17 protein-coding genes are annotated in these 22,816 nt (G+C 47.3%); 12 read left to right on the top strand and 5 right to left on the bottom strand.

Annotation, left to right across the window (positions count from 1 at the left end):
• Positions 1-228: 228 nt before the first annotated feature.
• From QUA71_RS04080 to carB, 3 genes are all read left to right on the top strand, one after another.
• The gene (locus QUA71_RS04080) at positions 229-435 is read left to right on the top strand and encodes a hypothetical protein (protein ID WP_333282472.1); all 207 of its coding nucleotides are present in this window, start codon (positions 229-231) and stop codon (positions 433-435) included.
• 120 nt (positions 436-555) lie between these two features.
• Complete coding sequence (locus tag QUA71_RS04075; RefSeq protein ID WP_333282469.1) at positions 556-795, top strand: hypothetical protein; 240 nt, start codon at positions 556-558, stop codon at positions 793-795.
• Positions 796-1,525: 730 nt separating this feature from the next.
• Positions 1,526-4,837 (top strand): carbamoyl-phosphate synthase large subunit, encoded by a 3,312-nt coding sequence (carB, locus tag QUA71_RS04070; RefSeq protein WP_333282582.1) that lies wholly within the window; start codon positions 1,526-1,528, stop codon positions 4,835-4,837.
• Positions 4,838-4,937: 100 nt separating this feature from the next.
• Here carB and QUA71_RS04065 read toward each other — a convergent pair whose 3' ends face one another.
• Both QUA71_RS04065 and QUA71_RS04060 read right to left on the bottom strand, forming a co-directional pair.
• Entirely contained in the window at positions 4,938-5,192 is a 255-nt protein-coding gene (locus QUA71_RS04065) for a DUF6737 family protein (protein ID WP_333282466.1), read from the bottom strand.
• A 52-nt stretch (positions 5,193-5,244) separates the two neighbouring features.
• Positions 5,245-5,847 (bottom strand): Uma2 family endonuclease, encoded by a 603-nt coding sequence (locus tag QUA71_RS04060; RefSeq protein WP_333282463.1) that lies wholly within the window; start codon positions 5,845-5,847, stop codon positions 5,245-5,247.
• Positions 5,848-6,091: 244 nt separating this feature from the next.
• Between QUA71_RS04060 and QUA71_RS04055 the strand changes: the two genes are divergently transcribed.
• The 7 genes from QUA71_RS04055 to QUA71_RS04025 all read left to right on the top strand — a co-directional run bounded on the left by QUA71_RS04055 (position 6,092) and on the right by QUA71_RS04025 (position 15,034).
• A complete protein-coding gene (locus tag QUA71_RS04055) occupies positions 6,092-6,754 on the top strand; it encodes a VWA domain-containing protein (protein WP_190737639.1) in 663 nt (220 codons plus the stop codon).
• A gap of 176 nt (positions 6,755-6,930) precedes the next feature.
• Positions 6,931-7,704 (top strand): PP2C family serine/threonine-protein phosphatase, encoded by a 774-nt coding sequence (locus tag QUA71_RS04050; protein WP_333282460.1) that lies wholly within the window; start codon positions 6,931-6,933, stop codon positions 7,702-7,704.
• Between the two features lie 38 nt (positions 7,705-7,742).
• Positions 7,743-8,414, top strand: a complete 672-nt coding sequence (locus QUA71_RS04045) for a hypothetical protein (protein ID WP_333282457.1) — start codon at positions 7,743-7,745, stop codon at positions 8,412-8,414.
• Positions 8,415-8,565: 151 nt separating this feature from the next.
• Positions 8,566-9,258: a hypothetical protein gene (locus QUA71_RS04040; RefSeq protein ID WP_333282454.1), complete on the top strand. Its 693-nt coding sequence runs from the start codon at positions 8,566-8,568 to the stop codon at positions 9,256-9,258.
• Between the two features lie 353 nt (positions 9,259-9,611).
• Positions 9,612-11,375: an NACHT C-terminal helical domain 2-containing protein gene (locus QUA71_RS04035; RefSeq protein WP_333282451.1), complete on the top strand. Its 1,764-nt coding sequence runs from the start codon at positions 9,612-9,614 to the stop codon at positions 11,373-11,375.
• 732 nt (positions 11,376-12,107) lie between these two features.
• Positions 12,108-14,225, top strand: a complete 2,118-nt coding sequence (locus QUA71_RS04030; protein WP_333282448.1) for a DNA-binding protein — start codon at positions 12,108-12,110, stop codon at positions 14,223-14,225.
• Between the two features lie 269 nt (positions 14,226-14,494).
• Entirely contained in the window at positions 14,495-15,034 is a 540-nt protein-coding gene (locus QUA71_RS04025; RefSeq protein WP_333282445.1) for an MgtC/SapB family protein, read from the top strand.
• Between the two features lie 459 nt (positions 15,035-15,493).
• Here QUA71_RS04025 and QUA71_RS04020 read toward each other — a convergent pair whose 3' ends face one another.
• Entirely contained in the window at positions 15,494-16,594 is a 1,101-nt protein-coding gene (locus tag QUA71_RS04020) for a precorrin-8X methylmutase (protein ID WP_333282442.1), read from the bottom strand.
• Between the two features lie 443 nt (positions 16,595-17,037).
• On the opposite strand from QUA71_RS04020, the gene QUA71_RS04015 reads away from it, so the two are divergent.
• Together QUA71_RS04015 and QUA71_RS04010 are read left to right on the top strand one after the other, a co-directional pair.
• Positions 17,038-18,951: a heavy metal translocating P-type ATPase gene (locus QUA71_RS04015; RefSeq protein WP_333282439.1), complete on the top strand. Its 1,914-nt coding sequence runs from the start codon at positions 17,038-17,040 to the stop codon at positions 18,949-18,951.
• A 499-nt stretch (positions 18,952-19,450) separates the two neighbouring features.
• Complete coding sequence (locus QUA71_RS04010; RefSeq protein ID WP_333282436.1) at positions 19,451-21,517, top strand: elongation factor G; 2,067 nt, start codon at positions 19,451-19,453, stop codon at positions 21,515-21,517.
• A gap of 222 nt (positions 21,518-21,739) precedes the next feature.
• Here QUA71_RS04010 and QUA71_RS04005 read toward each other — a convergent pair whose 3' ends face one another.
• Together QUA71_RS04005 and QUA71_RS04000 are read right to left on the bottom strand one after the other, a co-directional pair.
• Positions 21,740-22,144, bottom strand: a complete 405-nt coding sequence (locus tag QUA71_RS04005) for a HEPN domain-containing protein (RefSeq protein WP_333282433.1) — start codon at positions 22,142-22,144, stop codon at positions 21,740-21,742.
• Position 22,145: 1 nt separating this feature from the next.
• Entirely contained in the window at positions 22,146-22,811 is a 666-nt protein-coding gene (locus QUA71_RS04000; protein WP_333282431.1) for a hypothetical protein, read from the bottom strand.
• Between the last annotated feature and the right edge of the window lie 5 nt (positions 22,812-22,816).

The following is a 22,816-nucleotide window of genomic DNA, read 5'->3' as shown; positions in this document are numbered from 1 at the left end:
AGTTGTTGGAGGACAATCTAAAATCTAAAATCTAAAATCTAAAATTGATGTGGTTGCCCTCAAGCAGCAGGTGCACGGAATATTCGCACTTGTGTTCTAGGCATATCTTTATTTTTGATTTTTGATTTTAAGCTTTTGGAACGATTCCATATTTTACCTCTTCCTCGGCGCATTCCCTCATCTAGTAGGTTGGATTGAGGGAGAGGGAGAGAGTGGGAGAAGGGGAGAGTGCGAGAGTTGTTGGAGAAAAATCTCAATCTAAAATCTAAAATCCAAAATCTTAAATCGATTGACGGCGGCCCCCCTATGCGGCTACGCTGTGAAATTAAGGTTGCTTTGCTTGCAGAGGAGGCAGCCCGCGTCGCTCAAAAATCTAGTTGCACTGCCCAAAGCTGCTACCAACAGCAATGGACAGCTAACCGCCAAACTGAGTAAGCAGTATGGAGGCTAATGGAGAATTTTAACACTCTCTGTAGCCGCCCTGCTCTGTGTTAACGTGCGGGGCGGCTGGGTTTTTGGGTTTTCCTAGAAAACCAAAAACCAGGAGACAATATTATGTCACAGGAATTCGTACCTGACGATAACTTGTCCGATCGTCCAAATGACAACTCAGCATTATCCGAACAGGAAGTCGTGCGGATAACGGTTGTCGGTTCCCGCGCAGGCGTGTTAGAAACCATCCACACCTTGTACCGACTGGGATTTGCCGCCGTCGGCGATTGGAGCCCGCCGCAGCGAGGTGCAAAGCCGGGACAAGTGATTAGCGTACTCATTCGCCGATCGCGCAAAGCTTAAAAATAGGATGAAATACGGTAGGGAAACGACACCCTGCCTTTCGTCCTGTCAACAAACACGTTAAACCCTCAGTCCGAGAGAGGTTGAAACCCCTTCCTCAAAACTCAAGCCCTCGCTATGAGGACTCAGAAGAACACTTTTAAACTCATTAGTCCTCTTAGAGAGGACTTTAGCTATTAGACAGGGAATTCATTCCCTGGCGGACTGACGGGCAGGTGGGAGGACTGGCGGACGATGGGCTTAAGTTGACACGCTTTGGACACGGGGCCCGGCCGTGTCCTCCATCGCTGCGGCTACATGGCTGGATCTCCGATTGTCACATCCTCCGAGGGCGATGGGGAAATTTCATCATCCAACCCGGTTAATTTTATCCGTTCCCCACAGTCAGGACACGCCTTGGCCTAAGTCTCTACAATGATTAATCAGGCGGAATACCGGGATTGTGTATTTTAGAACACGATTTGACCGCAACACTTAAAATAGTCTTGATTTACCGATCGACCGCACCCTTTTCTCATCAATATTTCTGGTTAGCTGGGGGTGTCTGTCAGCCGGAGTTGCGAGGTTCTGCTTCCAAAATGCTGAGAATGGTGCACAATTTCAAATTAACAACAAAACTTGCACTATTTTGAGTAAGCTTTGGGGGGAACAGCTCAGAAAGCCTGTTTCTAAGACTGAGGCAAAATATCAAATTAATCCTCCACCTTGTCCAATTACTAATTACGAACCTATGCCCCGTCGTCAAGACTTAAAAAAGATTCTTCTCATTGGTTCCGGCCCAATTGTTATCGGTCAAGCGTGCGAATTTGACTATTCAGGAACACAAGCTTGCAAAGCTTTGCGAGAAGAAGGTTTTGAAGTAGTGTTGGTCAATTCCAACCCTGCAACGATTATGACCGATCCGGAAACTGCCGATCGCATTTACATCGAACCTCTAACGCCAGCCATCCTCGAACAAATCATCGCTAAAGAAAGGCCTCAAGCAATTCTACCGACTATGGGCGGTCAAACTGCGCTAAATTTAGCAGTTGCAGTCGCTAAAAATGGCGTTTTAGAAAAGTACAATGTCGAGTTGATTGGTGCTAAATTGCCAGCAATTGAAATGGCAGAAGATCGGCTATTATTTAAGGAAGCGATGGCGCGAATTGGCGTCGCAGTTTGCCCTTCGGGAATTGCTAACACTCTCGACGAAGCCAAAGCAATTGGTCACCAAATCGGCAGTTATCCGTTAATTATTCGTCCTGCTTTTACAATGGGAGGTACGGGAGGCGGCATTTCTTACAATCAAGAAGAGTTTGAAGAAATGGCCCAAGGCGGGATTGATGCCAGTCCAGTATCGCAAATTTTGATCGAACAATCTTTGATTGGTTGGAAAGAGTACGAACTGGAAGTAATGCGGGATTTGGCAGATAATGTGGTGATTATTTGTTCGATCGAGAATCTCGACCCGATGGGCGTCCACACCGGCGATTCTATCACCGTCGCCCCGGCGCAAACTCTTACAGACAAAGAATATCAGCGCCTGCGGGATGCTTCGGTGAAAATTATCCGCGAAATCGGAGTCGAAACCGGCGGTTCCAATATTCAATTTGCCGTCAATCCTGTCAACGGAGATTTCATCGTTATTGAAATGAATCCTCGGGTTTCCCGTTCCTCCGCCTTGGCCTCGAAAGCAACGGGTTTCCCTATTGCAAAAATGGCGGCAAAATTAGCGGTAGGTTACAGCCTAGACGAAATTTCCAACGATATCACCAAGAAAACTCCGGCGTCTTTTGAGCCGACAATTGACTACGTGGTGACGAAGATTCCCCGATTTGCCTTTGAAAAGTTCCCTGGTTCCGAACCGACTCTGACAACGCAAATGAAGTCTGTTGGGGAGGTAATGGCGATCGGGCGCAGCTTCAACGAATCCTTCCAAAAAGCCCTGCGGGGATTGGAAACAGGCCGCGCAGGTTTCGGGTGCGACAAACCGGAAAAGTTGCCGAGTTTGGAACAAATTCGCGCCGGATTGCGGACGCCAAATCCCGATCGGATTTTTACAGTTCGCCACGCGATGATGATGGGAATGTCGGTGGAAGATATCTTCGAGTTTACAGGAATCGATCCTTGGTTTTTGGATAAAATGCAGGAATTGCTGGAAACTGAGAAGTTCTTGAAACGAACGCGGTTGGACCAGTTGACAAAAGAGACAATGTTTGAAGTAAAGCAGTTGGGTTTTAGCGATCGCCAAATTGCTTACGCCACCAAAACATCGGAAGATCAAGTCCGCGCTTACCGCAAACAGTTAGGCGTAATTCCGATTTACAAAACAGTCGATACCTGTGCCGCTGAATTTGAAGCGTTTACACCGTATTATTATTCCACCTACGAAGCGGGAGCGGCAATTTGGGAATTGGGCGATGAAGAAAAGAAAGTTTCGCCTGTAGGCCACAGTCTCGCGCCGGAGTCGGAAGTTTTGCCTTCCACCAAACGAAAAGTGATGATTTTAGGTGGCGGGCCGAACCGGATCGGTCAGGGAATTGAGTTTGATTACTGCTGCTGTCACGCTTCCTATTCCCTAGGAGAAGACGGCTTTGAGACAATTATGGTCAACTCAAACCCGGAGACGGTTTCGACGGATTATGATACGAGCGATCGCCTGTATTTTGAACCGCTAACAAAAGAAGATGTTCTCAACATCATCGAAGCCGAAAATCCAGAGGGAGTAATTATTCAGTTTGGCGGCCAAACGCCGCTGAAATTAGCGGTTCCTTTACAAAAATCTCTGGAAAATCACCCCGATGTACAAACAAAAATCTGGGGAACTTCGCCGGATTCCATTGATACTGCAGAAGACAGGGAGCGATTTGAAAAGATTCTGCGGGAATTGGATATTCAGCAAGCTGCTAACGGTTTAGCCCGCAGTTTTGAGGATGCTTTAATAGTAGCTCAACGGATCGGTTATCCGGTAGTGGTGCGACCGAGTTACGTATTAGGCGGGCGAGCCATGGAAATTGTTTATTCCGATACGGAATTGGAACGTTACATGACCTATGCCGTGCTAGTAGAACCCGATCATCCGATTTTAATTGATAAGTTCTTGGAGAACGCGATCGAGGTTGATGTAGATGCGATCGCCGATGTTACGGGCAATGTGACGATCGGCGGTATTATGGAGCACATCGAGGAAGCGGGAATCCACTCCGGCGACTCTGCTTGTTCTATTCCTTACCAAACGCTTCCTGATGCAGCTTTGGCAACAATCCGCCGCTGGACTGTAGAATTAGCAAAATCCCTGAAAGTAATCGGGTTGATGAATATTCAATTTGCTGTTCAAGGGGAACAAGTTTTCATCTTGGAAGCTAATCCGCGAGCTTCTCGAACAGTGCCTTTTGTGTCCAAGGCGATCGGAGTTCCCTTAGCAAAAATGGCCTCGCGAGTCATGTCTGGCAAAACTCTAGAAGCTTTGGGTTTTACTGAAGAGATTATACCCACTCATGTTTCGGTAAAAGAAGCTGTATTGCCCTTTGCTAAGTTCCCGGGCGCTGATACCTTGTTAGGGCCAGAAATGCGATCGACCGGCGAAGTAATGGGAATTGACACCGATTTTGGCAAAGCATTTGCCAAAGCTCAACTCGGCGCGGGACAAATGATGCCGCTGTTTGGAACCCTGCTGGTTTCGATGCGCGATCGGGACAAACTAGCAGTTGTACCCGTTGTCAAGGAATTCTTAGAATTGGGTTTCAGAGTAGTCGCAACTCACGGGACACGCAAAGTTTTGCGAGAGCAAGGTTTAGAGGTAGATTTGGAATTGAAAATGCACGAAGGGCGGCCGAATTTGTTGGATTCGATCAAGAATGAGAAAATTCAACTAATTATCACCACGCCTTCCGGCGAAGAATCCCGAGCCGACGGAATCTTTATCCGCCGCACAGCTTTGACTTACAAAATTCCGATTATTACGACAATAGCCGGTGCCAAAGCTACAGCAGCGGGAATTCGATCGCTCAAATCCCACCCGATGGAAGTAAAAGCAATTCAAGACTATTACCCGCAAACCTAGACTGCGAAACACTCAAAGGTAGGGTGTGCACCGCGCACCTTACCCACAACATAGGGTGCACACCACCAAAACCTAAACATAGGGTGTGCACCACCAAAACCTAATCTGGATGAGAATCTAAAACTCCGCTAGACAGCATCAACCTCGGCCAAACTAACAAGAAAAAACCCATCCAAGCTAATAAAGGAAGCGCGACTAAAACAGTTATCCAAACAGTTTTTAATAAAAACCAACTACCGCTAATCAGGCTAGTACCAGTTAAAAGAATCGACCAAGGCTGACACCACCAAGGTTTGTAACTCCAAGGGCTAATAGCTTTTTGATCGGAAAGTTTTTTATCAGAAAGAGATTTCATATTTTCAGTTATTTTTTATGGAGAATAGTCTGGCTAGCTGGATTAACCGAAGTTAAACATTCATCACCTCTTCTGCTGTCAGGGTTAATTCGGGAAAAGTCCGCGACACAATCCGTTCGCTGCCCTTGAAGGCGCTTCTTTGATAGTTGCCCTCTGCATCTAAAAGGTGGACAAATACAGTGGGAATTTTGGGATTTCCCAGAAATTCCCTGCTACCAATTGCTAAATAATCGACAATCCAATACTCAGGAATTCCGAGGCGCCGATATTCGTCCAATTTGTCTATATAATCGTCCTCCCAATTTGTTGATGTTACTTCCACAGCCAATTGAATTGGTTCTCGTAAGGCAGAATAAGCAGAACGGTTCGATCGCCACAAATCAGGCTCGATTACGCTGACATCCGGTCTCCGCCCTTGTTCGATGCCGGCTTTACTTACAGTTCTGATAACGGCTCTAGTGTTGACTACATAATTCAAATTCTGTCGCCGGATTTCATCATTGAAGCCAAATAACAGGAAATTAGCAACATCATCATGATTTCTTGGAGAATTCATCTCTACAATTTCTCCATTTACCAGTTCATAGAGTCCATCTTCTGGACATTCTACAAGGAATTGGTCAAAGGTTAATTTCTGTGTGACTGTTGCAATCATAAGATTTATCCTTATTTTGCAGTAATACTATTAGTCTATATTACCACAGGCCGGAAGAAATTTGTTTTTTTGACGGCAGACATCCAATTCTCAAATCTAAAATATACAATCAAAAATCTAAAATCGATTCACGTAAATGGTAAAATGCGATCGCCCTAGCAATTTGCACTTAAATTTGTTACTGACTTGATACAGTAAAGTAACAAACCTAGAAATCGAGCCACTCCCAGGTCAACCCCGAACCATGAGACTAGACGAAGCCGTAGAATTTGCCGAAAACCCAGAGCCGCGCTGTCCCTGCGTCCTCCTGCTGGACACCTCCGGCTCCATGCAAGGCGCACCCATAGATGCCTTGAATGAGGGGCTGGAAATCTTTAGGAATGACCTAATTAAAGACGAACTAGCTAAAAAGCGAGTCGAAGTCGCGATTATTTCATTTGACAATCATATCAAAGTCGTGCAAGACTTCGTGACCGCCGACCAGTTCGAGACGCCACTGCTGACAGCTCAAGGACAAACCCACATGGGCGCAGGCATTCAGCAAGCGCTAGACACCATTGCTGCCCGCAAATCCGAATACCGCAACAACGGCATTACCTACTACCGCCCGTGGGTATTCATGATTACCGACGGCGAACCTCAAGGCGAATCCGACGATGTGGTGGAAATAGCAGCACAGCGGATTAAAGAGGAAGAAACTAACAAGCGCGTAGCATTTTTTGCAGTCGGAGTGGAAGGTGCTAATATCCCCCGTCTCGCGCAAATTGTCGAGCGCACGCCTGTAAAATTGAGAGGATTAGACTTTAGAGAGATGTTCATCTGGCTGTCGGCTAGTATGCAGAGAGTTTCTCACTCAAAAATTGATGAACAAGTAGCACTGCCACCACCCGGATGGGGAACTGTTTAGTTATTAGTTGGAAGTCATTGGTCATTAGTAAGTGACAAGCGCTAAGGTGCGGTGTGCATGGAGCCCTACATAATAAGTAAGGTGTGGTGTGCATCGCCACCTAATTAGGGATAAATAAACCCGTCCAGACTTTGCATAGTTGTAAATTTACGAAGTTTTGAGTTAAAGAGTTATTAATGCAGAATTCATCCTTCAATTGGCAAGTTGTAGCGGCATCGGTGATAGGTACGAGCCACGAAAAAAGATCGCAGCCCTGTCAAGATGCCCACTGCTGGCGTCTCTTGCCGAATGGTGTTTTGGTAGCCGCAGTTGCCGACGGCGCGGGCTCGGCAGCACTCGCAGAAGTTGGGGCGAAAATTGCTGTGGAAGCGGTTGTTGAAACGATTTGCCAGCAACAGGAAAGGCTGCCTCAACATGACGACGAATGGCAAGTATTCTTGACAGCATCACTGCAAGTCGCGCGGGCGCAGGTGGAAGCAGAAGCGGCTGTGCGGGAAGTGGCTGCGAGAGATTTAGCCTGCACTTTAATTGCGGTTGTTGCTACGCCGGAATTAATCGCAGTGGCTCAAATCGGCGACGGTGCGGCGGTAGCAGGTGACAGTGCGGGAAATGCGATCGCCCTGACTGTACCTCCCTGCGGCGAATACATCAACGAAACCATCTTTTTGATTTCGCCGAATGCGATCGAAACAGCGCAATTTCAGGTACTGCGGGAAAAACTGCGGCACTTGGCAGTTTTTTCCGACGGCTTGCAAATGCTAGCTCTCAAAATCCCGGAAGGCACGCCGCACGGGCCGTTTTTTGCGCCTTTGTTTCGGTTTTCTGGCGAGTGGAAAGAAGAGGAAGATGCGAAACAGCAGTTAGAGTCATTTTTGCGATCGCCCCGCGTTTCCGAACGCACCGATGATGACCTAACATTATTGTTAGCAACTTTTTCGAGTAATGTCTGATTTGTTCAAATCAACTTACAAAAGCCGGATAAAAAGTTATGACAGCTCCACGAATTAGTGCCAGAAGCTTGTTGCGAGAAACATTTGCTACTACGGGGCCTCTATACGCTCCCCTGTTGATAATCAACTCTCCCAGTTTGATATTTGCCGCGCTCAATAGTTTGGGCAAGCTAGGTTCAGCAGGTGTTGCCTTCAATATTATCTACTGGTTCGTGGCACTTCCTTTGTTGTCGGGAGCCATGATTTTCTACACTTACCGAAGTTTGACAAAAAATAACGTAACTGTGGGTCAGGCTTTCAATCAAGCAAACAGAAGATTGCTGCCACTCATTGGGGTTTATATTATGTGTTTCCTGCTGGTGTTCGCTGGCTGCATTGCACTAATAATTCCCGGGCTTTATGTATCATATCGCTTAATATTTTCATTGTACGCTACCGTCATTGATAACTCTTCGGTGATCGACAGTCTTAGCAGCAGTTGGGAATTAACTAAAGGGCGCTGGTGGCTGGTGTTTCGATCGTATTTTCTGATACTTTTTGTTGTTTTCGTGCCAATATTGTTGATGGCCCTATTAATCAGTTCGACGGGAAATTTGCTAGCATCTAAGCTTGTGGCTAATGTACTCGGATTTTTAGCCGGACTGTTGATGAATGTTTATTTGGTTTTATTGTACCTGCGCCTGCGGGCATCGGCAGCAACTATTCAATAGACATCTCCTAAAAATCAAGTCAAGGGCTGTCAGGATACCTACCCCAGAACAATTGTTGGAAATGTCTAATGAGCGGTGAAAATTTGGCGCGGTTCTATAATAAAATCGAGGTGTCAACAATTCTGCTTTAGTTTGTACAGTAGGTCGTCGTTTGCAAGCACAAGAGATTAAGGATAAGCTCAACTCCCTAATTAGCGCAGCAGATCCAATAGATCCGAGTTTGGCGAGAAGATTGGATGAAATCAATCGCTGGGTGAAAGATGTTAAACCCGGTTCGCTAACTGCTAAAAAATTTGTGATGGCTTTTTTGCTGCAGCTTATCCGAGATTCTCAGGTTTGGCTGGCTGTTCAATCTCTACCTTCGGAAAGAGAACAAAAAGCCGCGTTTGAGTTAATGACGCCGGGGGAAAGGTATTGGTACAGCTATCTATTTCCTAAATGGCTGAGCGAAAACGATCGCAAATTTTACATCTGGAAACAAAAACTCAAGGCCGGCAAATTCGATCCGGGAGATGATATCGTGATTCGTGCGATCGCAGCCCGAATTGTCGATCGCCAAGGCACTGTTTTGTATCGATATGTTGCCGATCTTTCTATGGCAACCGATTCCATCGTTAGCAGCCGCCAACAGCAGCCCCTCTGCATTCAAGTAACTACTCTTTCGGATGAATTCTCTGAACAAAAATATCAGAATTGGCAACAAACTCTTCAAGATTGGGGGATTGACAGAGGATTATTTTTAAGTTATGATAAAAAGGATGCAAATTTCTTGAACCAGTTAGTTAACATTGCATTATATAATAGTGATAATTTGCCCGCAGGTCGTTACCTCAAGTTCCCGTAAATCACGCAGATATGCTGCTGAGAATAGTTCGACTGCTCCCAACTCGGTGAAAAAGAAATTTTGACTAACTCACATATTGCACCATTCTCGAAAATGCCAAAAGCCTAGTCCCCAGACAGCTTCCCGCAAAAGGGAAGGCGGAGCAAGATTCTTCCTCCCCTTTTCTGGTTCCGGGAGGGGTCTGCCAGACGGCGACAACAGGTGCTGGATACGAAGGCTAAGCAACGGGAAGATTTACCGCAGCAATCAATAAGAGTGAAATAACTAGCAACTCGGCCTAAATTGAATTGAGATTTGATTTAATCGCCGTGAATTGTTGGAAATCAAATCAAATTACATCAAAATCAAATACTATGACTGTACAAGGTACGAACGCAGTTGAAAATAACTTGCAGAAAGTCTGGGAAGAATTGGAAGCGGCCAGAATAATGCAGGATGAATGGATGAATTACGGGGTAGATTTTGTAGATTTGTATGTGGAAGATGCGGGCGGTGATTGGTTGGAAAAGTGGGGTAAATGTGAAGAAGAATTAGAGCGAATTAAACATAATGTAGATATTGAAGCAGTCAAAGCCGCGATCGACATTCCCAGCTTTCAGCAGACAAAACTGCTGGAAATCGCCTTGAATTGCCGTTACTATACCAGCGATTACTCGGATCGCCCCGAGGAGTCTCCCGCTTGGCAAGACGTTAAGTACAAACGGCTGTCACTCTTAGGCGGGGCGATTTTCGGTGCTGTTGTTACCGATTACCTGTACCGCGAATATCCAGAACTCGCTCCAGATGCGATCTCAACTTTAAAAGCTCGTTTAGCAGACCCGAAAAAACTGGCAGAATTTGCACAAAATTTGAAGTTAAACCAACTCGGTTGGCGGGTATGGAATCGGAAACAAACAGACGAAAACGAGTACAATAGATTGCTTTCGGAGACTTTTGAGGCTTTGTTTGGCGCGATTTACTTGGAGTTTGAACGGGAGTTTTTCCGTGGGGGAAACTGGCTGATTCAGCACTTGATTGAACCAATTGTTAGCCAGCAGGGGGATTTAACTCAGCGGCGACAAATAGGGCCCGAAAACGAGCTGAAACGGCGGGAAATTCTGGGTGCGGATATTCTAGAGGCGATCGCGATCGACTATTTGTACAACCGCTTTCCCGAACGCAGCGCCAGCCAGCTAACTCGCTGGAAAAATATGTTAGTGGCTAAAAAGATTTTTCCCAAAGACTTTAAGGCAAAATTAGGCAGTCATTACCTAGAGTTGGAGAGCAATTTCTCGCGTACCCGCGACTGGTTGGTGGATAACTTTATCAAAAGTGCAGTTGACGAACTGCTAGAGGAAAGCGACACTCAACCAGAATATCTGATTGACAGTGCGAACCCCGAATCGCTGCCAGAATTGGTCAACCGGATTACAGACAAAAAGTGGAAAAATGAATTTGTGAGAGTTGTCAGCATTTTGCAACCGGCTGACGAACTTTTGCTGCTGATGCAACAAAAATTAGACAGTATGGCGGCTAAAGATGAAACTTTGCAGCAGTTGCTAATCTGGGCAAATCACAAGTCTCAGTTAGTGCAAAGGAATTTTAAACCAGTCGAAAATCGCGCTTTTTATGTAGCCTTAGTTTGCGTCCTCGATTTGGCTTTGACTCGCGTCCTCGATCCGAGTCAGAAGTTTGATAGATCGAAAGTTCGCAAGTTTCGGAATTGTTTGGCAAAGGCTGGAAAAAATGTAGAATTTGCAGATGTTAACGAGTCTCTGAAATTGGCTTTTGATAATGATGTGGCGGGTACTTTGGTTGGCATTTGGGCGCTGGATATTGAACCAGAACTTAAACAACTGCTGGCACAATTTCAGACTGAGATGCCTGATTTGCAAAACTGGAAAAACTGGCGCAAAGAGTTCGGTAGCTGTTGGCTGGCAAAATTCAAAACTGCGATCGGCTACAATCGAGACTTTCGCCCCCAACAGAAAACTTTGCTGAAACAGTATTACTATGCCCACAACTTGCTGGTGGAATGCCTCAACAGCGATAATTGTCAGGTGACACCTGCCGTCAGACAAAAAATTGAGGATAAAATGTTGTTATTGTCGGTGGATTTGAAGCTGGTTTATATTTAATTTTGATAGCGCGGACGGGCGGGACGCCCATCCCACCAACAGCAACAGGGCTTACCCACTTCCACCCAAGAAACCGGGTTTTTTACCGAATCTGCGGGCTGCAACGCCTCTTTTGGTGAAAAACTCGGTCTCTCGTCACCGATGCCTAAGTCATAACAAAGTTGACACTCCCGGGCCTAAAGGCGGGGGGATTCTTGGTTCTGGCGACATACCTTAAAACTATCTATCCTTGCGGCAATACTTAAACCAAATATCCGTTCAAAGGAACCAAATATCGAGCCTAATTTAGTTAGTCCCAGAGGGTTTTATCTCCCCAAGCGTTCGAGAATTACTTCTCATGTTACCGGATGCCCTACGGTACGTTTTAACTTCCAAAAATTTACTTTTCTGGTTTTGGCTTACGTTAGTCAGCCTAGCTATGTTTTTCGTGGTTTTCGCCACCCACTAACCATTATTGTTTTCCGACCAGTCGTTTGAGCTTGGTGTCTCATGTGTATCGGCGGTTATTCTACCTGTGGTATAAGTGTCATTGTACTCTACCTTAAATAGAAGGCAAGGAAATTTGAAAAATAGATACTAACGCAACTAAACGATTAAAACAAAAATCGGCAATCAATTAAAGCCTTCCTATAAGGACGGGGCTTTAGACCCAATTATTTTGGTAAGATTTAATGGGCAAGTCAAATTTATTGAGTGATGGCTTCCAAATCCTGTATCCCCTAACGGAATTATATGCAGTTGCAGCGCCAATTTAGCGGACAACTGATTGCGATCGACACCAAAACCGCGATCGCCAGTGGCGGTGAAGGTCGCATCTACCCGATCGCCCAAGACTCGTCCCTTGTAGCAAAAATCTACCACAAACCGACAGACGAAGACGGCGACAAACTCACAGTCATGTTCAGTATGCCGCCGGATGCGCCGATCGCGGAACCCGGGCACGCTTCCATTGCTTGGCCGATCGATTTGCTGCATACTGTGGGCGGGCGAGAAAAAATTGTCGGTTTTGTGATGCCGCGCGTCAACAAAGTGATGCCGGTACACACTTTTTACACTCCCAAAACGAGGCGCGAACAAAAACCTCTATTTAGCTATCTTTACCTCCACCGTACCGCCAGAAATCTCGCCTCGGCTGTAAATGCCCTCCACGTCAGGGGTTACGTCATCGGCGACGTAAACGAGTCGAACATTCTCGTGACGGATACGGCGTTGGTAACGCTGGTAGACACGGATTCGTTTCAAGTCCGCGATCCTTATACGGGTTACGTTTATCGGTGTCCCGTGGGGAAACCCGAGTTTACGCCGCCAGAGTTGCAGGGGCAGACTTTCCGCGATATCGATCGAGCTCCAGAGCACGATTTGTTCGGTTTAGCAGTATTAATTTTTCAATTGCTGATGGAAGGTACGCACCCGTTTTCGGGAGTTTATCTCGGTAGCGATGAACCACCGCCTTTGGAAGCGAGAATTCGATCCGGCCATTTCCCTACAGGTACGAAGCGGATTCCCTACCGCCCGATGCCGGCTGCGCCTCCTTTTGAGATGCTGCATCCGCGGCTGCGGCAGATGTTTATCCGCTGTTTTGAGGAAGGGCACGGCAATCCTTCGGCGCGCCCGGATGCGAAAACTTGGGTGAATGCGATTCGGGAAGCGGAAGATGCTTTGGTTACTTGCAGCAAAAACACTCAGCATAAATACGGAAATCATCTCAGTCGGTGTCCTTGGTGCGATCGGGCAAAACTCCTCAAAGGGCGCGATCCGTTTCCTTCGCGGCAAGCAGTCAACAACGGATTGCACTTGCAGCCCGCGAAAACGAAGCGTAAAAAGCCCCAACCACCGCCCGTCGTGATGCAGCCCGCAGTGCGCCGGCAACAGCCCTCCACGGGGCTGTCGCGCCCTATCGGCCAGTACGCAGTGCCCTTGCTGCCGATGCCGATGTCTCCTCGGAGTCGGACTCCTGCGCCTCAGCTTCCCGTGGGCAAGTTTGAGCGCATTGTTCAGGATGCTGCTTGGGGAGGTGTTTGGGGCAGTTTGTGTTTGGCGGCGATCGGGGGGATTTATTCGGTAATAGCTGAGGGCGGCGGCGCTATTTTGGGGGCGATTTTTGTTGGTACGATTTGGGGCTGTTTTTTTGGGATGATGTGGGGCGTTTTTACTTTGGCGCCGAATCAGATTTGGCGGAAGTGGGGCGGAGTTGTGGTGGGGGCGGCTTGGGGCGCTTTTTTGTTGGCGGCGATCGGCGGTGCGGTGTTTGGGGCGATTAATAGCACTCCGGGAATCGGGGAGAGGATTTTGGCTGGGGCGGGGGTTGGTGCCGTCTGGGGCTGTGTTTGGGCGAGTTTTCGGCCTCCTCTGGCGCTGCCCGCAGGGAGGGTGTGGGGCCGGCGCGGAGGGTATTTGGGGGCCGTCTGGGGCTCGTTTGTGGGGACTCTGGCTGGTGTTTTGTTGGGGGCTGGGTTAGTGGTTTGGCAGCAATACGGTGTCCAGATGCGGCCGGTGAATGAGTTTGCGGGTTTGTTGCTGGGTGTGGCGATCGTGGCGGCTGGTGTGGGTTCTGTTGGAGGTGTGGTTTCTGGGGGTTTCTTGGGTTTGTGCGGGTTTTCGCCGAAGTTGCCGATTTCGTTTCAGCCTTCGGGCTTGAAGGGTGGGACTTTGGGGGCGATTTGGGGCAGTTTTTTGGGGACTTTTGCGGGTGCTGTGTTGGGGGCGTTGGTGTCTGCGATGTTTCCGGCTGTTAGCGCTGGGGTGCCGGTGCAGTTGGGGCCTGTGGCGGGGGCGATCGTCGGGGCTGGTTTGGGGGCGATTTGGGGGGTGGTTTCGGGTACTGTTTGGGGGGCTTTGGGCAAGTGGTGAAGAAAGAAGCAACGATGTAAATTTGCAACCGCAGATATTTCTCTGCAAGCTATTACCCAAGCGCCTCAACAAAGCCTGCGATTTCCAGCGCTTGACGTTTCGGGCCCGCACATCGAACAGAACCTCTACTTGAATTTAACTTAGTCTTAACTTAAACTTAACCTGAATTCCCTAGTAAATCTAGCGACTAACCGGAGTTAGATTGAGTCAGCCTGCCACGCCTGGGAATGCGTGCGCGTGAAGAGCCAGTTCTAGTAGGAGTACAGGCAATGAGTTCTATCTTTTTCAGCCCCAACGATTGGCAAACAGTCACCTTTAGGCTGACGGCTGCACTACTGGTAGGCTTCGCGATCGGTATGAACCGCCAGCAGCCAGGTAGACCAGCAGGTTTAAGAACCTTTATGATTGTGAGTCTAGGCGCAGCTATATTTGTAATGATTCCTTTGCAGATGGATGGCGACAGTACCTTTTCCTCTTCCAATGCTTTGAGCCGAACTATCCAAGGAGTTGCCACAGGGGTAGGCTTTCTGGGGGGCGGAATCATTCTGCAACAAACTCAATACCCATTGGGTAAAGCTGAAGTAAAAGGATTAACTTCCGCCGCAACTATTTGGTTGGCTGCCGGATTAGGTGCAGCGGCAGGCTGCGGTTTGTGGGTGATGAGTTTGATAGGAACGCTGTTTGCACTCTTGGTTTTGAGTGGCGTCAAACGGCTTAAGAAGTCTGCCTTGATTCGTGCTTATGCTAACAGCCAACCCAAAACACGAGTCAAAGATGCCGCCTCAGTGCAAGATCGGCAGCCAGAATAACTGAGCTTGCCTTTTAAAAAGTACAACATATACTCACCACGGTCAAAGACAATGGTGAGTAGCTGATATCATTTCCGGTTACACCGGAATGATGTTGACGGTTGACTGTTGACTGTTGACTGTTGACGCCGTGAACAGTCAACCGTCAACAGTGAACTCGAATTTACTATTCCGATGCTAACGGATTTGATATGAGTACCTTTTGCGGTTAATTGCTCTGGCTTGAAGCTCCGAAATTTTTAGGTGAAAATAGAATTCAAATCTTGTTTATGGGTGAGAGAATCCTGAGTAAGTAAGTCCGATATTGCTGTCTTAAACCCCGAAAAATCGGAGCAATACTTAGAATATAAACACTTCTTTTTGCCAGACTCTTTGAACTAGGTTTCAAGCCAGAATTGCGCTCTCAAACAAATCCCGATACACGAGAATGTGAGTTGTAAGCTTTTCTCAAGCCAATTTTTACTTGAGATGACAATGACAATTCGGCTTTTCAATCAAAGACTCAACCAAAGCATTCAAAGCAACCGCCGCCAACAACCCGCCGCCAAAAGTCCCCACAGTCGTAACATAAGCAACGCCCGATCGCACTAACCGCCGTTTCGCCACCGGAGAATGACTAAAACCGATCGGCATACCAATTACCAAAGCCGGTTGCAGTTGCCCACTCTCGATCGCCTCGGAAACCGCCATCAGCACAGACGGCGCATATCCTATCACCAATATACATCCCTTTTCCAGTTTCAACAACTTTTCAAACCACTCACCCTGCTGCCAGAATTCCTGTTCCGCTTCCGCCGCAGCATTGATGTGCGGGTCATCAATTAAAGTTGCAATACTTGTTCCCAAATGCGCCAATCTAGTCCCATCCAAAGCGGCAAAAACAGGCGGCACATCAGCCACAATTTGACACTGATTTTTCAAAGCTTCCCGCGCCGATTTAATCGCCGTTTCGCTCAACTTCACAAACGGCAGCAGCGAACAATCACCGCAGGCTAACACCAGTTTAGAAAGCAAGTCTACCTCAATTTCCGAGCGATCGCGCAAATCCGGCAACAAATGCTGCAACGACTCCCCAAAATCCTCCGGGTGAGTGTGCGCCCCCGCATCCCAACCCTCCCAAAGTTGTTCCAACTCATCCAACCCCCCCTCAGTTTCCGCCTGCAACAGCCTTAATTGCGCCAGCGCGTCGGCTTGCACCGCTTGACAGGAAATATCCCGTCCCAGCAATCCTTCCAGCGCCGATGCCGTTTCTCTGAGGCGAACAATTTGCTGAATAACCGACAGATATTGCCGTTGCAGAGTCGCCATCAGCGCGTCAGGCGAAGCATCCGCGTCTGTTTCTAATAGTTTGCGGATGTGAGACAGTTGAAAGCCTTGCTGCTTGAGTGCGACTATTCTTTGCAGTCTTTGCACGTCGCTGCGGGTATACAATCTATAGTTAGAGGTCGATCGCACCGCCGGAGATAGCAGCCCCAAAGCGTGATAATGTCGCACCATCCGAGGGGTAATTGTGCCTTTTACCGCTTCTGTAAGTTGTTTGATTGTCAGGTATTCTTGCATTGGATTTTTAGATTTGGGATTGTATATTTTGTTCTCGAATTCACCCAGACTCCGCCGGGGAATCAATTCCCCGTCTCATAGCAGAAGTCGGTTAAAACTCACATTTTGCACCAATATCAATTACTTGTTTAGGAACAGGCAAGATGCCTGTGAAGCGAGAGCTCAATTTTATTGTGGAACAGGCATCTTGCCTGTTCTTGAGAATGGTGCAACATCTCAGTTAAAACCGACTAAAACATTAAATTCAATTCTCAGCTATCTTCAGTCCTCTTTCAGAGGACTTGCGCTATGAGACAGGGAATTCATTCCCTGTCGGACTGTCGGACTCTGGGACTCAACGAGAGGCGAGTTGATGCGGGATTTATTTGGGTTTCACTCTTGACATTGACATTAATGTCAAGGTTTAGGGTAAAGGAGTCATTCTACCAAATCAAATTTCCCCAATGACTCCCAATTCCCTCCCAATCTCTCGCCTCTGGCGCCTCGCCGCAGAACATCCCGACGCTTTAACAGCCGCCCTGTGCGGAATTCTAGTAATCTTGGGTTCGCTAGCCCTGCAATTCGGCTGGCTGGGTTTAGCCGTGTTAATCTTACCCGCAGCTTATGTTATCGGCGGCTATTCCAGTACCCGCGAAGGCTTAACTACACTTTTTCAAGAACGCGAATTAGATGTAGATTTGTTAATGATTGTCGCTGCTTTGGGCGCGGCAGGTTTGGGGCTATGGCGGCAAGAATATCATTTAATTGTTGACGGTGCGGTGCTGATTTTAATCTTTGCAATTAGCGGCGCGCTGGAAGGTTATGCTATGCAGCGGACTGAACGCAGCATCCGCAGTTTGATGAGTTTGACTGCGGATACTGCTAGGGTGGTAATGTACGGCGGGGAACGGGAAGTTGCGATCGACAAATTGGAAATTGGCGATTGCATTTTAGTCAAGCCCGGAGAAATCATCCCCACAGATGCGATAATTATTGAAGGCTACAGTGCGATCGACCAAGCCTCGATTACCGGCGAATCGATGCCCGTGGAGAAAACCAGCGGCGATGAAGTCTATGCAGGTACAATTAACGGTGTCGGCGCCCTGAAACTCGAAGTGCATAAAACTCCAGAAAGCAGCTTGATTCAGCGAGTGATTCGGCTGGTCCAAGAAGCGCAAACAGCAGCGCCGCCTTCTCAAATGTTTGTGGAAAAATTCGAGCGCGGTTATGCCAAATTAATTGTCGGTTTAGGCTTGCTGCTGGCAACTTTGCCGCCCTTTGTTTTGGGCTGGAATTGGGAAGAGACAATCTATCGGGCGCTGATTTTCCTAGTAGTCGCCTCCCCCTGCGCGCTGATGGCTTCGATTATGCCGGCGCTGCTTTCGGGAATTGCTAATGGGGCGAGACAGGGGATTTTGTTTAAAAGTGGCGCGCAATTAGAGATGATTGGTAAAGTAAGGGCGATCGCCTTTGACAAAACCGGAACTCTCACCACGGGAAAACCTGAAGTTATCCAAATTGTACCAGCAGCCGGATATACTGAAACAGAAGTTCTGCAATTGGCTGCTGCTTTGGAAGCTCATTCCGAACACGCGATCGCCTCTTCAATTGTCAGCGCCGCCCAGCAGCAACAGTTACAATTATCAACCGCTACCGATGTACAAGCAAAAATCGGTCAAGGAATTATCGGCAAAGTCAACAATCAAACCATTGCCATTGGTAAAGCCGAATTTGTCGAAGCAACTTCCGAATTGAGTCAAATCAGCCAGCAGTTGCAAGCCGAAGGTAAAACAGTTGTTTGGGTGGCAAAGGGCGATCGGCTTTTAGGAATCATTGCAGTAGCAGATACCATCCGCCCCGAAGCAGCAGCAACGGTAAAACGCTTGCAAAAATTAGGCGTAGAACATATAATTATGCTAACCGGCGACAACGAGCAAACAGCTCAACACATCGCCCGCCAATTAGGCATCAATGAAGTGTACGCCGAACTTTTGCCAGAAGACAAAGTGCAGGCAATTAAACAACTGCAAACCCAGTATCAAACTGTAGCAATGGTAGGAGACGGCATCAACGACGCCCCCGCCCTCGCTCAAGCTTCCGTGGGCATTGCAATGGGGATTTCCGGCAGCGATGTTGCTTTAGAAACTGCTGATATCGTATTAATGGCAGATAAGTTAGAGCAACTAGCTAAAGCAATTAGTTTAGGCCGCCGCGCTCAAAATGTTGTCAAACAAAACATTGTTTTTGCACTCAGTTGCATTGTGCTGTTGTTGGCGGCTAATTTTTTCGGAAATATCACCATGCCTTTAGGCGTAGTCGGTCACGAAGGCTCTACATTAATAGTAACATTAAGCGGTTTGCGACTGCTGAGAAATTAGACACGAAAAACCGCTAAAATCGAGGCAGAGCAAGAGTGAAATGCGTTCTCAGGCAGAGTCCATTGGTGACAATTTAACGTTAAACTAACCGTCTCTCTTTTTTATATCGAAGCCTAGATCCCCCCTAACCCCCCTTCTTAAGGGGGGGACAAGATTCTTCTCAAAATCCCCCTTCTTAAGGGGGATTTAGGGGGATCGAGACTCAACAACAAGCGACATTTATTATGAGTTTCAGTCTTAAGCTGTTACCAATTGGCAGAGCCTGGGAACGAGAATCCGATCCGCGTTCATCTGCGGTTAAAAATTCAAAATATTAAGAAAAAATACAATTGTGTTTTTGTCACTCAAAACACGCTAGGGTCAAAAGTATAGAATCATACCCAAATCAGAAATTGCTCGACACTGCAATAAAAATTAACCTAGAACAAGTCTAGAAAATGGTAGAGAACTGATTGCACCCAGAGCAATGGAAAACAAGTTTTCTGTTGGAGGCAAAGATATGAACGAAAAAGTCATTGGGGCCACGCGGAACGTTGCAATTGTTGGCCCTTATTTAAGCGGTAAAACCGCACTGCTCGAAAGTTTGCTGTCGGTCACAGGGACAATTACCCGCAAAGGAAATGTCAAAGATGGCAACACAATAGGTGATAGTTCGCCGGAAGCGCGCGATCGCCAAATGAGCGTAGAAGTAAACGCCGCCACCGCTGAATATCAAGGCGTCCGCTTCACCTTTCTCGACTGTCCGGGCTCGGTAGAATTTGCCCAAGAAACTTACAATGCCCTGATTGGTGTGGATGCGGCGATAATTGTTTGCGAACCCGTTGCCGATCGCACTTTAACCCTCGCACCCCTGTTTAAATTCCTCGATGATTGGGAAATTCCCCACCTAGTTTTCATCAACAAGATCGATCGAGCTTACACAGACGAAACTACTTGTGGCACCAACTTCACCGAGGTGATCGACGCGCTCAAATCCGTTTCCAGTAGACCGATCGTACCTCACCAATATCCGATCGGCAAAAACGAACAAATCATCGGTTTTATCGACTTAGTAACCGAACAAGCTTACCACTACCATCCGGGCGCCGCCGCAGATCCCGTCCCGCTTCCAGAACACCTCAAAGCACAAGAAAGCGCAGCGCGGCAGCAAATGCTCGAAGAATTGGCGAATTTTGACGACCATTTACTCGAAGAATTGCTCGAAGAAATCAATCCCGACGCCGAAGAAATTACCCGCGATTTAAAGATGGAATTAGGCGCAGATTTAATTGTGCCAGTATTCATCGGCATCGCCGAACAAGATTTCGGCGTGCGGCCTCTGCTGGAAGCTTTGCTGAGGGAAGCGCCGACACCCGAAACTACAGCCGATCGCCGTGGTATTATTCAAAGTGAAAACAAAGTTCTGGCTCAAATCCTCAAAACCTATTACACACCGCAGGGAGGCAAACTATCGTTAGTGAGAATGTGGCGGGGGACCCTGGCAGACGGAGCAATTTTGAACGGCGTTCGAGTTAACGGTTTGTACCGGTTGACCGGCCAGCAAACGCAAAGTTTGCAATCCGTCAGCGCCGGGGAAATTGTGGCTGTGGGAAGGCTAGAAGGCATGAAAACAGGCGATACGCTGGCGCTAGACCGATCGGAAGAATTGCCAAAAGCCGAAATCATCCCGCCTGTCTACGCACTGGCGATCGTCCCAGAAAAGCGCAACGATGAAGTTAAGCTGAGCTCCGCTTTAGCTAAATTGCTAGAAGAAGACCCATCTTTAGTTTGGGAACAGCACGGCGACACTCACGAAATTATACTTTGGGGTCAAGGCGAAATCCACCTGAAAGTAGCCTTAGACAGGTTGCGCCGCAAGTATAACTTGCCGATGGTAACTCACTTACCGCAAGTGCCGTACAAAGAAACCATCCGCAAACCAGCATCTTCCATCCACGGGCGCTACAAACACCAAAGCGGCGGACACGGACAGTTTGGCGACGTGTACCTCGACATTCAACCGCAGCCCCGCGGAGAAGGTTTCACCTTTAGCGACAAAATAGTCGGCGGCGTCGTCCCAAAACAGTACATTCCCGGCGTGGAAGTGGGAGTGCGCGAGTATTTGGACCGCGGCCCGCTGGGTTTCCCGGTGGTAGACGTAGCGGTGACGCTGACGAACGGTTCCTACCATTCTGTGGACAGTTCCGAACAAGCTTTCAAGCAAGCGGCGCGTTTGGCGATGCAGGAGGGAATGGCCAAGTGCGAACCGGCATTGCTGGAGCCGATCGCCAAAGTTGAAATTTGCGCTCCGAACGAGTGTACATCAAAGGTGTTGCAGTTGGTCAGCGGACACCGCGGCCAAATTCTCGGTTACGAAGGTAAAAAAGACTGGAAGGGATGGGATGCAGTTTCTGCTTATTTGCCGATCGCAGAAATGCAGAATTTGATCGTAGAATTGCGATCGCAGACCATGGGAGTCGGATTTTTTAATTGGGAGTTCGATCGATTGCAAGAAGTGCCGGAACCTTTAGCTAAGCGGGTTTTGCTAACCACTGGCGGCAATGGAAACGGTAACGGTAAAAGTTAGGTAATTGTCTTAAAAAACCCGGTTTCTTCAAGAAACCGGGTTTTTGCACGAGTTGCCATTAGAATTCATTGGGGTCGATTCCCATTTACCTCACATCTTGCACCATTCTCAAGAACAGGCAAGATGCCTGTTCCACAAAGAGTGAATTTTCTTGTGGAACAGGCATCTTGCCTGTTCATAAAAAGCTTATTGAGAATGGTGCCACCTCTCAGATTTACCGGATTATTGAGTTAACTTACTTAACGCTGAAATAATATTTTCAGCTAGTATTAACGCAGTTCTCGCTTCTCTTTGTAAGTTAAACATAATATCTTCATAATCAGCTTTATTCCTAAGTTCTCTCAATCTGCTTAAATTTTCACCTATTTTGACCATATTTTTCAGTTGAGTTGGGTGGTATATAAATTCTTTTGCTACATATTGATGTTCGTTTATATCGCGATTCTTACGAAAAAGTCTTGGGTCTTTTTCAATGTCGCGTAAGTAATTCCGCGCTAGGCAAAATGTCGAATAGTATGCTCTACTTATCGCCGATCGCAACTTCGCTTCCCTGTTACCTGAACAGTCACTATTTGTGGCAGCTAATTCTTGAGCTAAATTCAAATATTCAGACCAATCAAATCTCATTTTATTCCCATTCAAGCCTAATATGTAAATCATTTTTGGGGGCAGCTCTTTTAGCTTCGAGCCACCAACTATCATCAAGGATGTTTAACTTTGCAAAAGCTTCCTCGACTTCGAGTTTGGTGTAAATGGTAATCCACACCGATCGCCAGTTGGCAATTTCTGGATCTGTTTTCACTTCCAAGCCTAATCTTGCCGTAGGAAATATCGCTAGAATGCGATCGTAAGCTTCCAGAATCAAAGGTGCGATCGCTTCTTGCTCCATGATGATTTGAAAACTTTCTCTAGGATTTTCAACCGCGTACAGGCTTTGGATTTTATTAAAAGATGCAATTAAATTTTCAAAGGCTTTAGCTATTTCTGGGGGATTTTCCATTTCTTCAGGCGGCTGAGGAAAGGAAGGTCTTAAATTTATAGCGTCGGTGCTGTAAATGATGTCACTTGTCTCGTTGTAGCGTTTGTCTTTTGATTTTGCTTCGTACTGATCTTGTAAGTCGAGGCGTTCTTTTCTGTAAATTTCGTTCAGAGTGTTGTTTTGTTCTGCTAATTTTTCTAAAGCCAATATCTCACGACTTATATTCTCTTCCAACTCGCCAAGCTGGACAGATGAATCTAGTTTAGCTAAAGCAGCACCAAGGGCTTGCAGACTAATAATATCTCTTGCTTTCATAATAG

It is taken from the genome of Microcoleus sp. MON1_C5 (assembly GCF_036701875.1).
Lineage (GTDB): Bacteria > Cyanobacteriota > Cyanobacteriia > Cyanobacteriales > Microcoleaceae > Microcoleus.
This window is presented reverse-complemented; position numbering and strand designations above follow the sequence as displayed.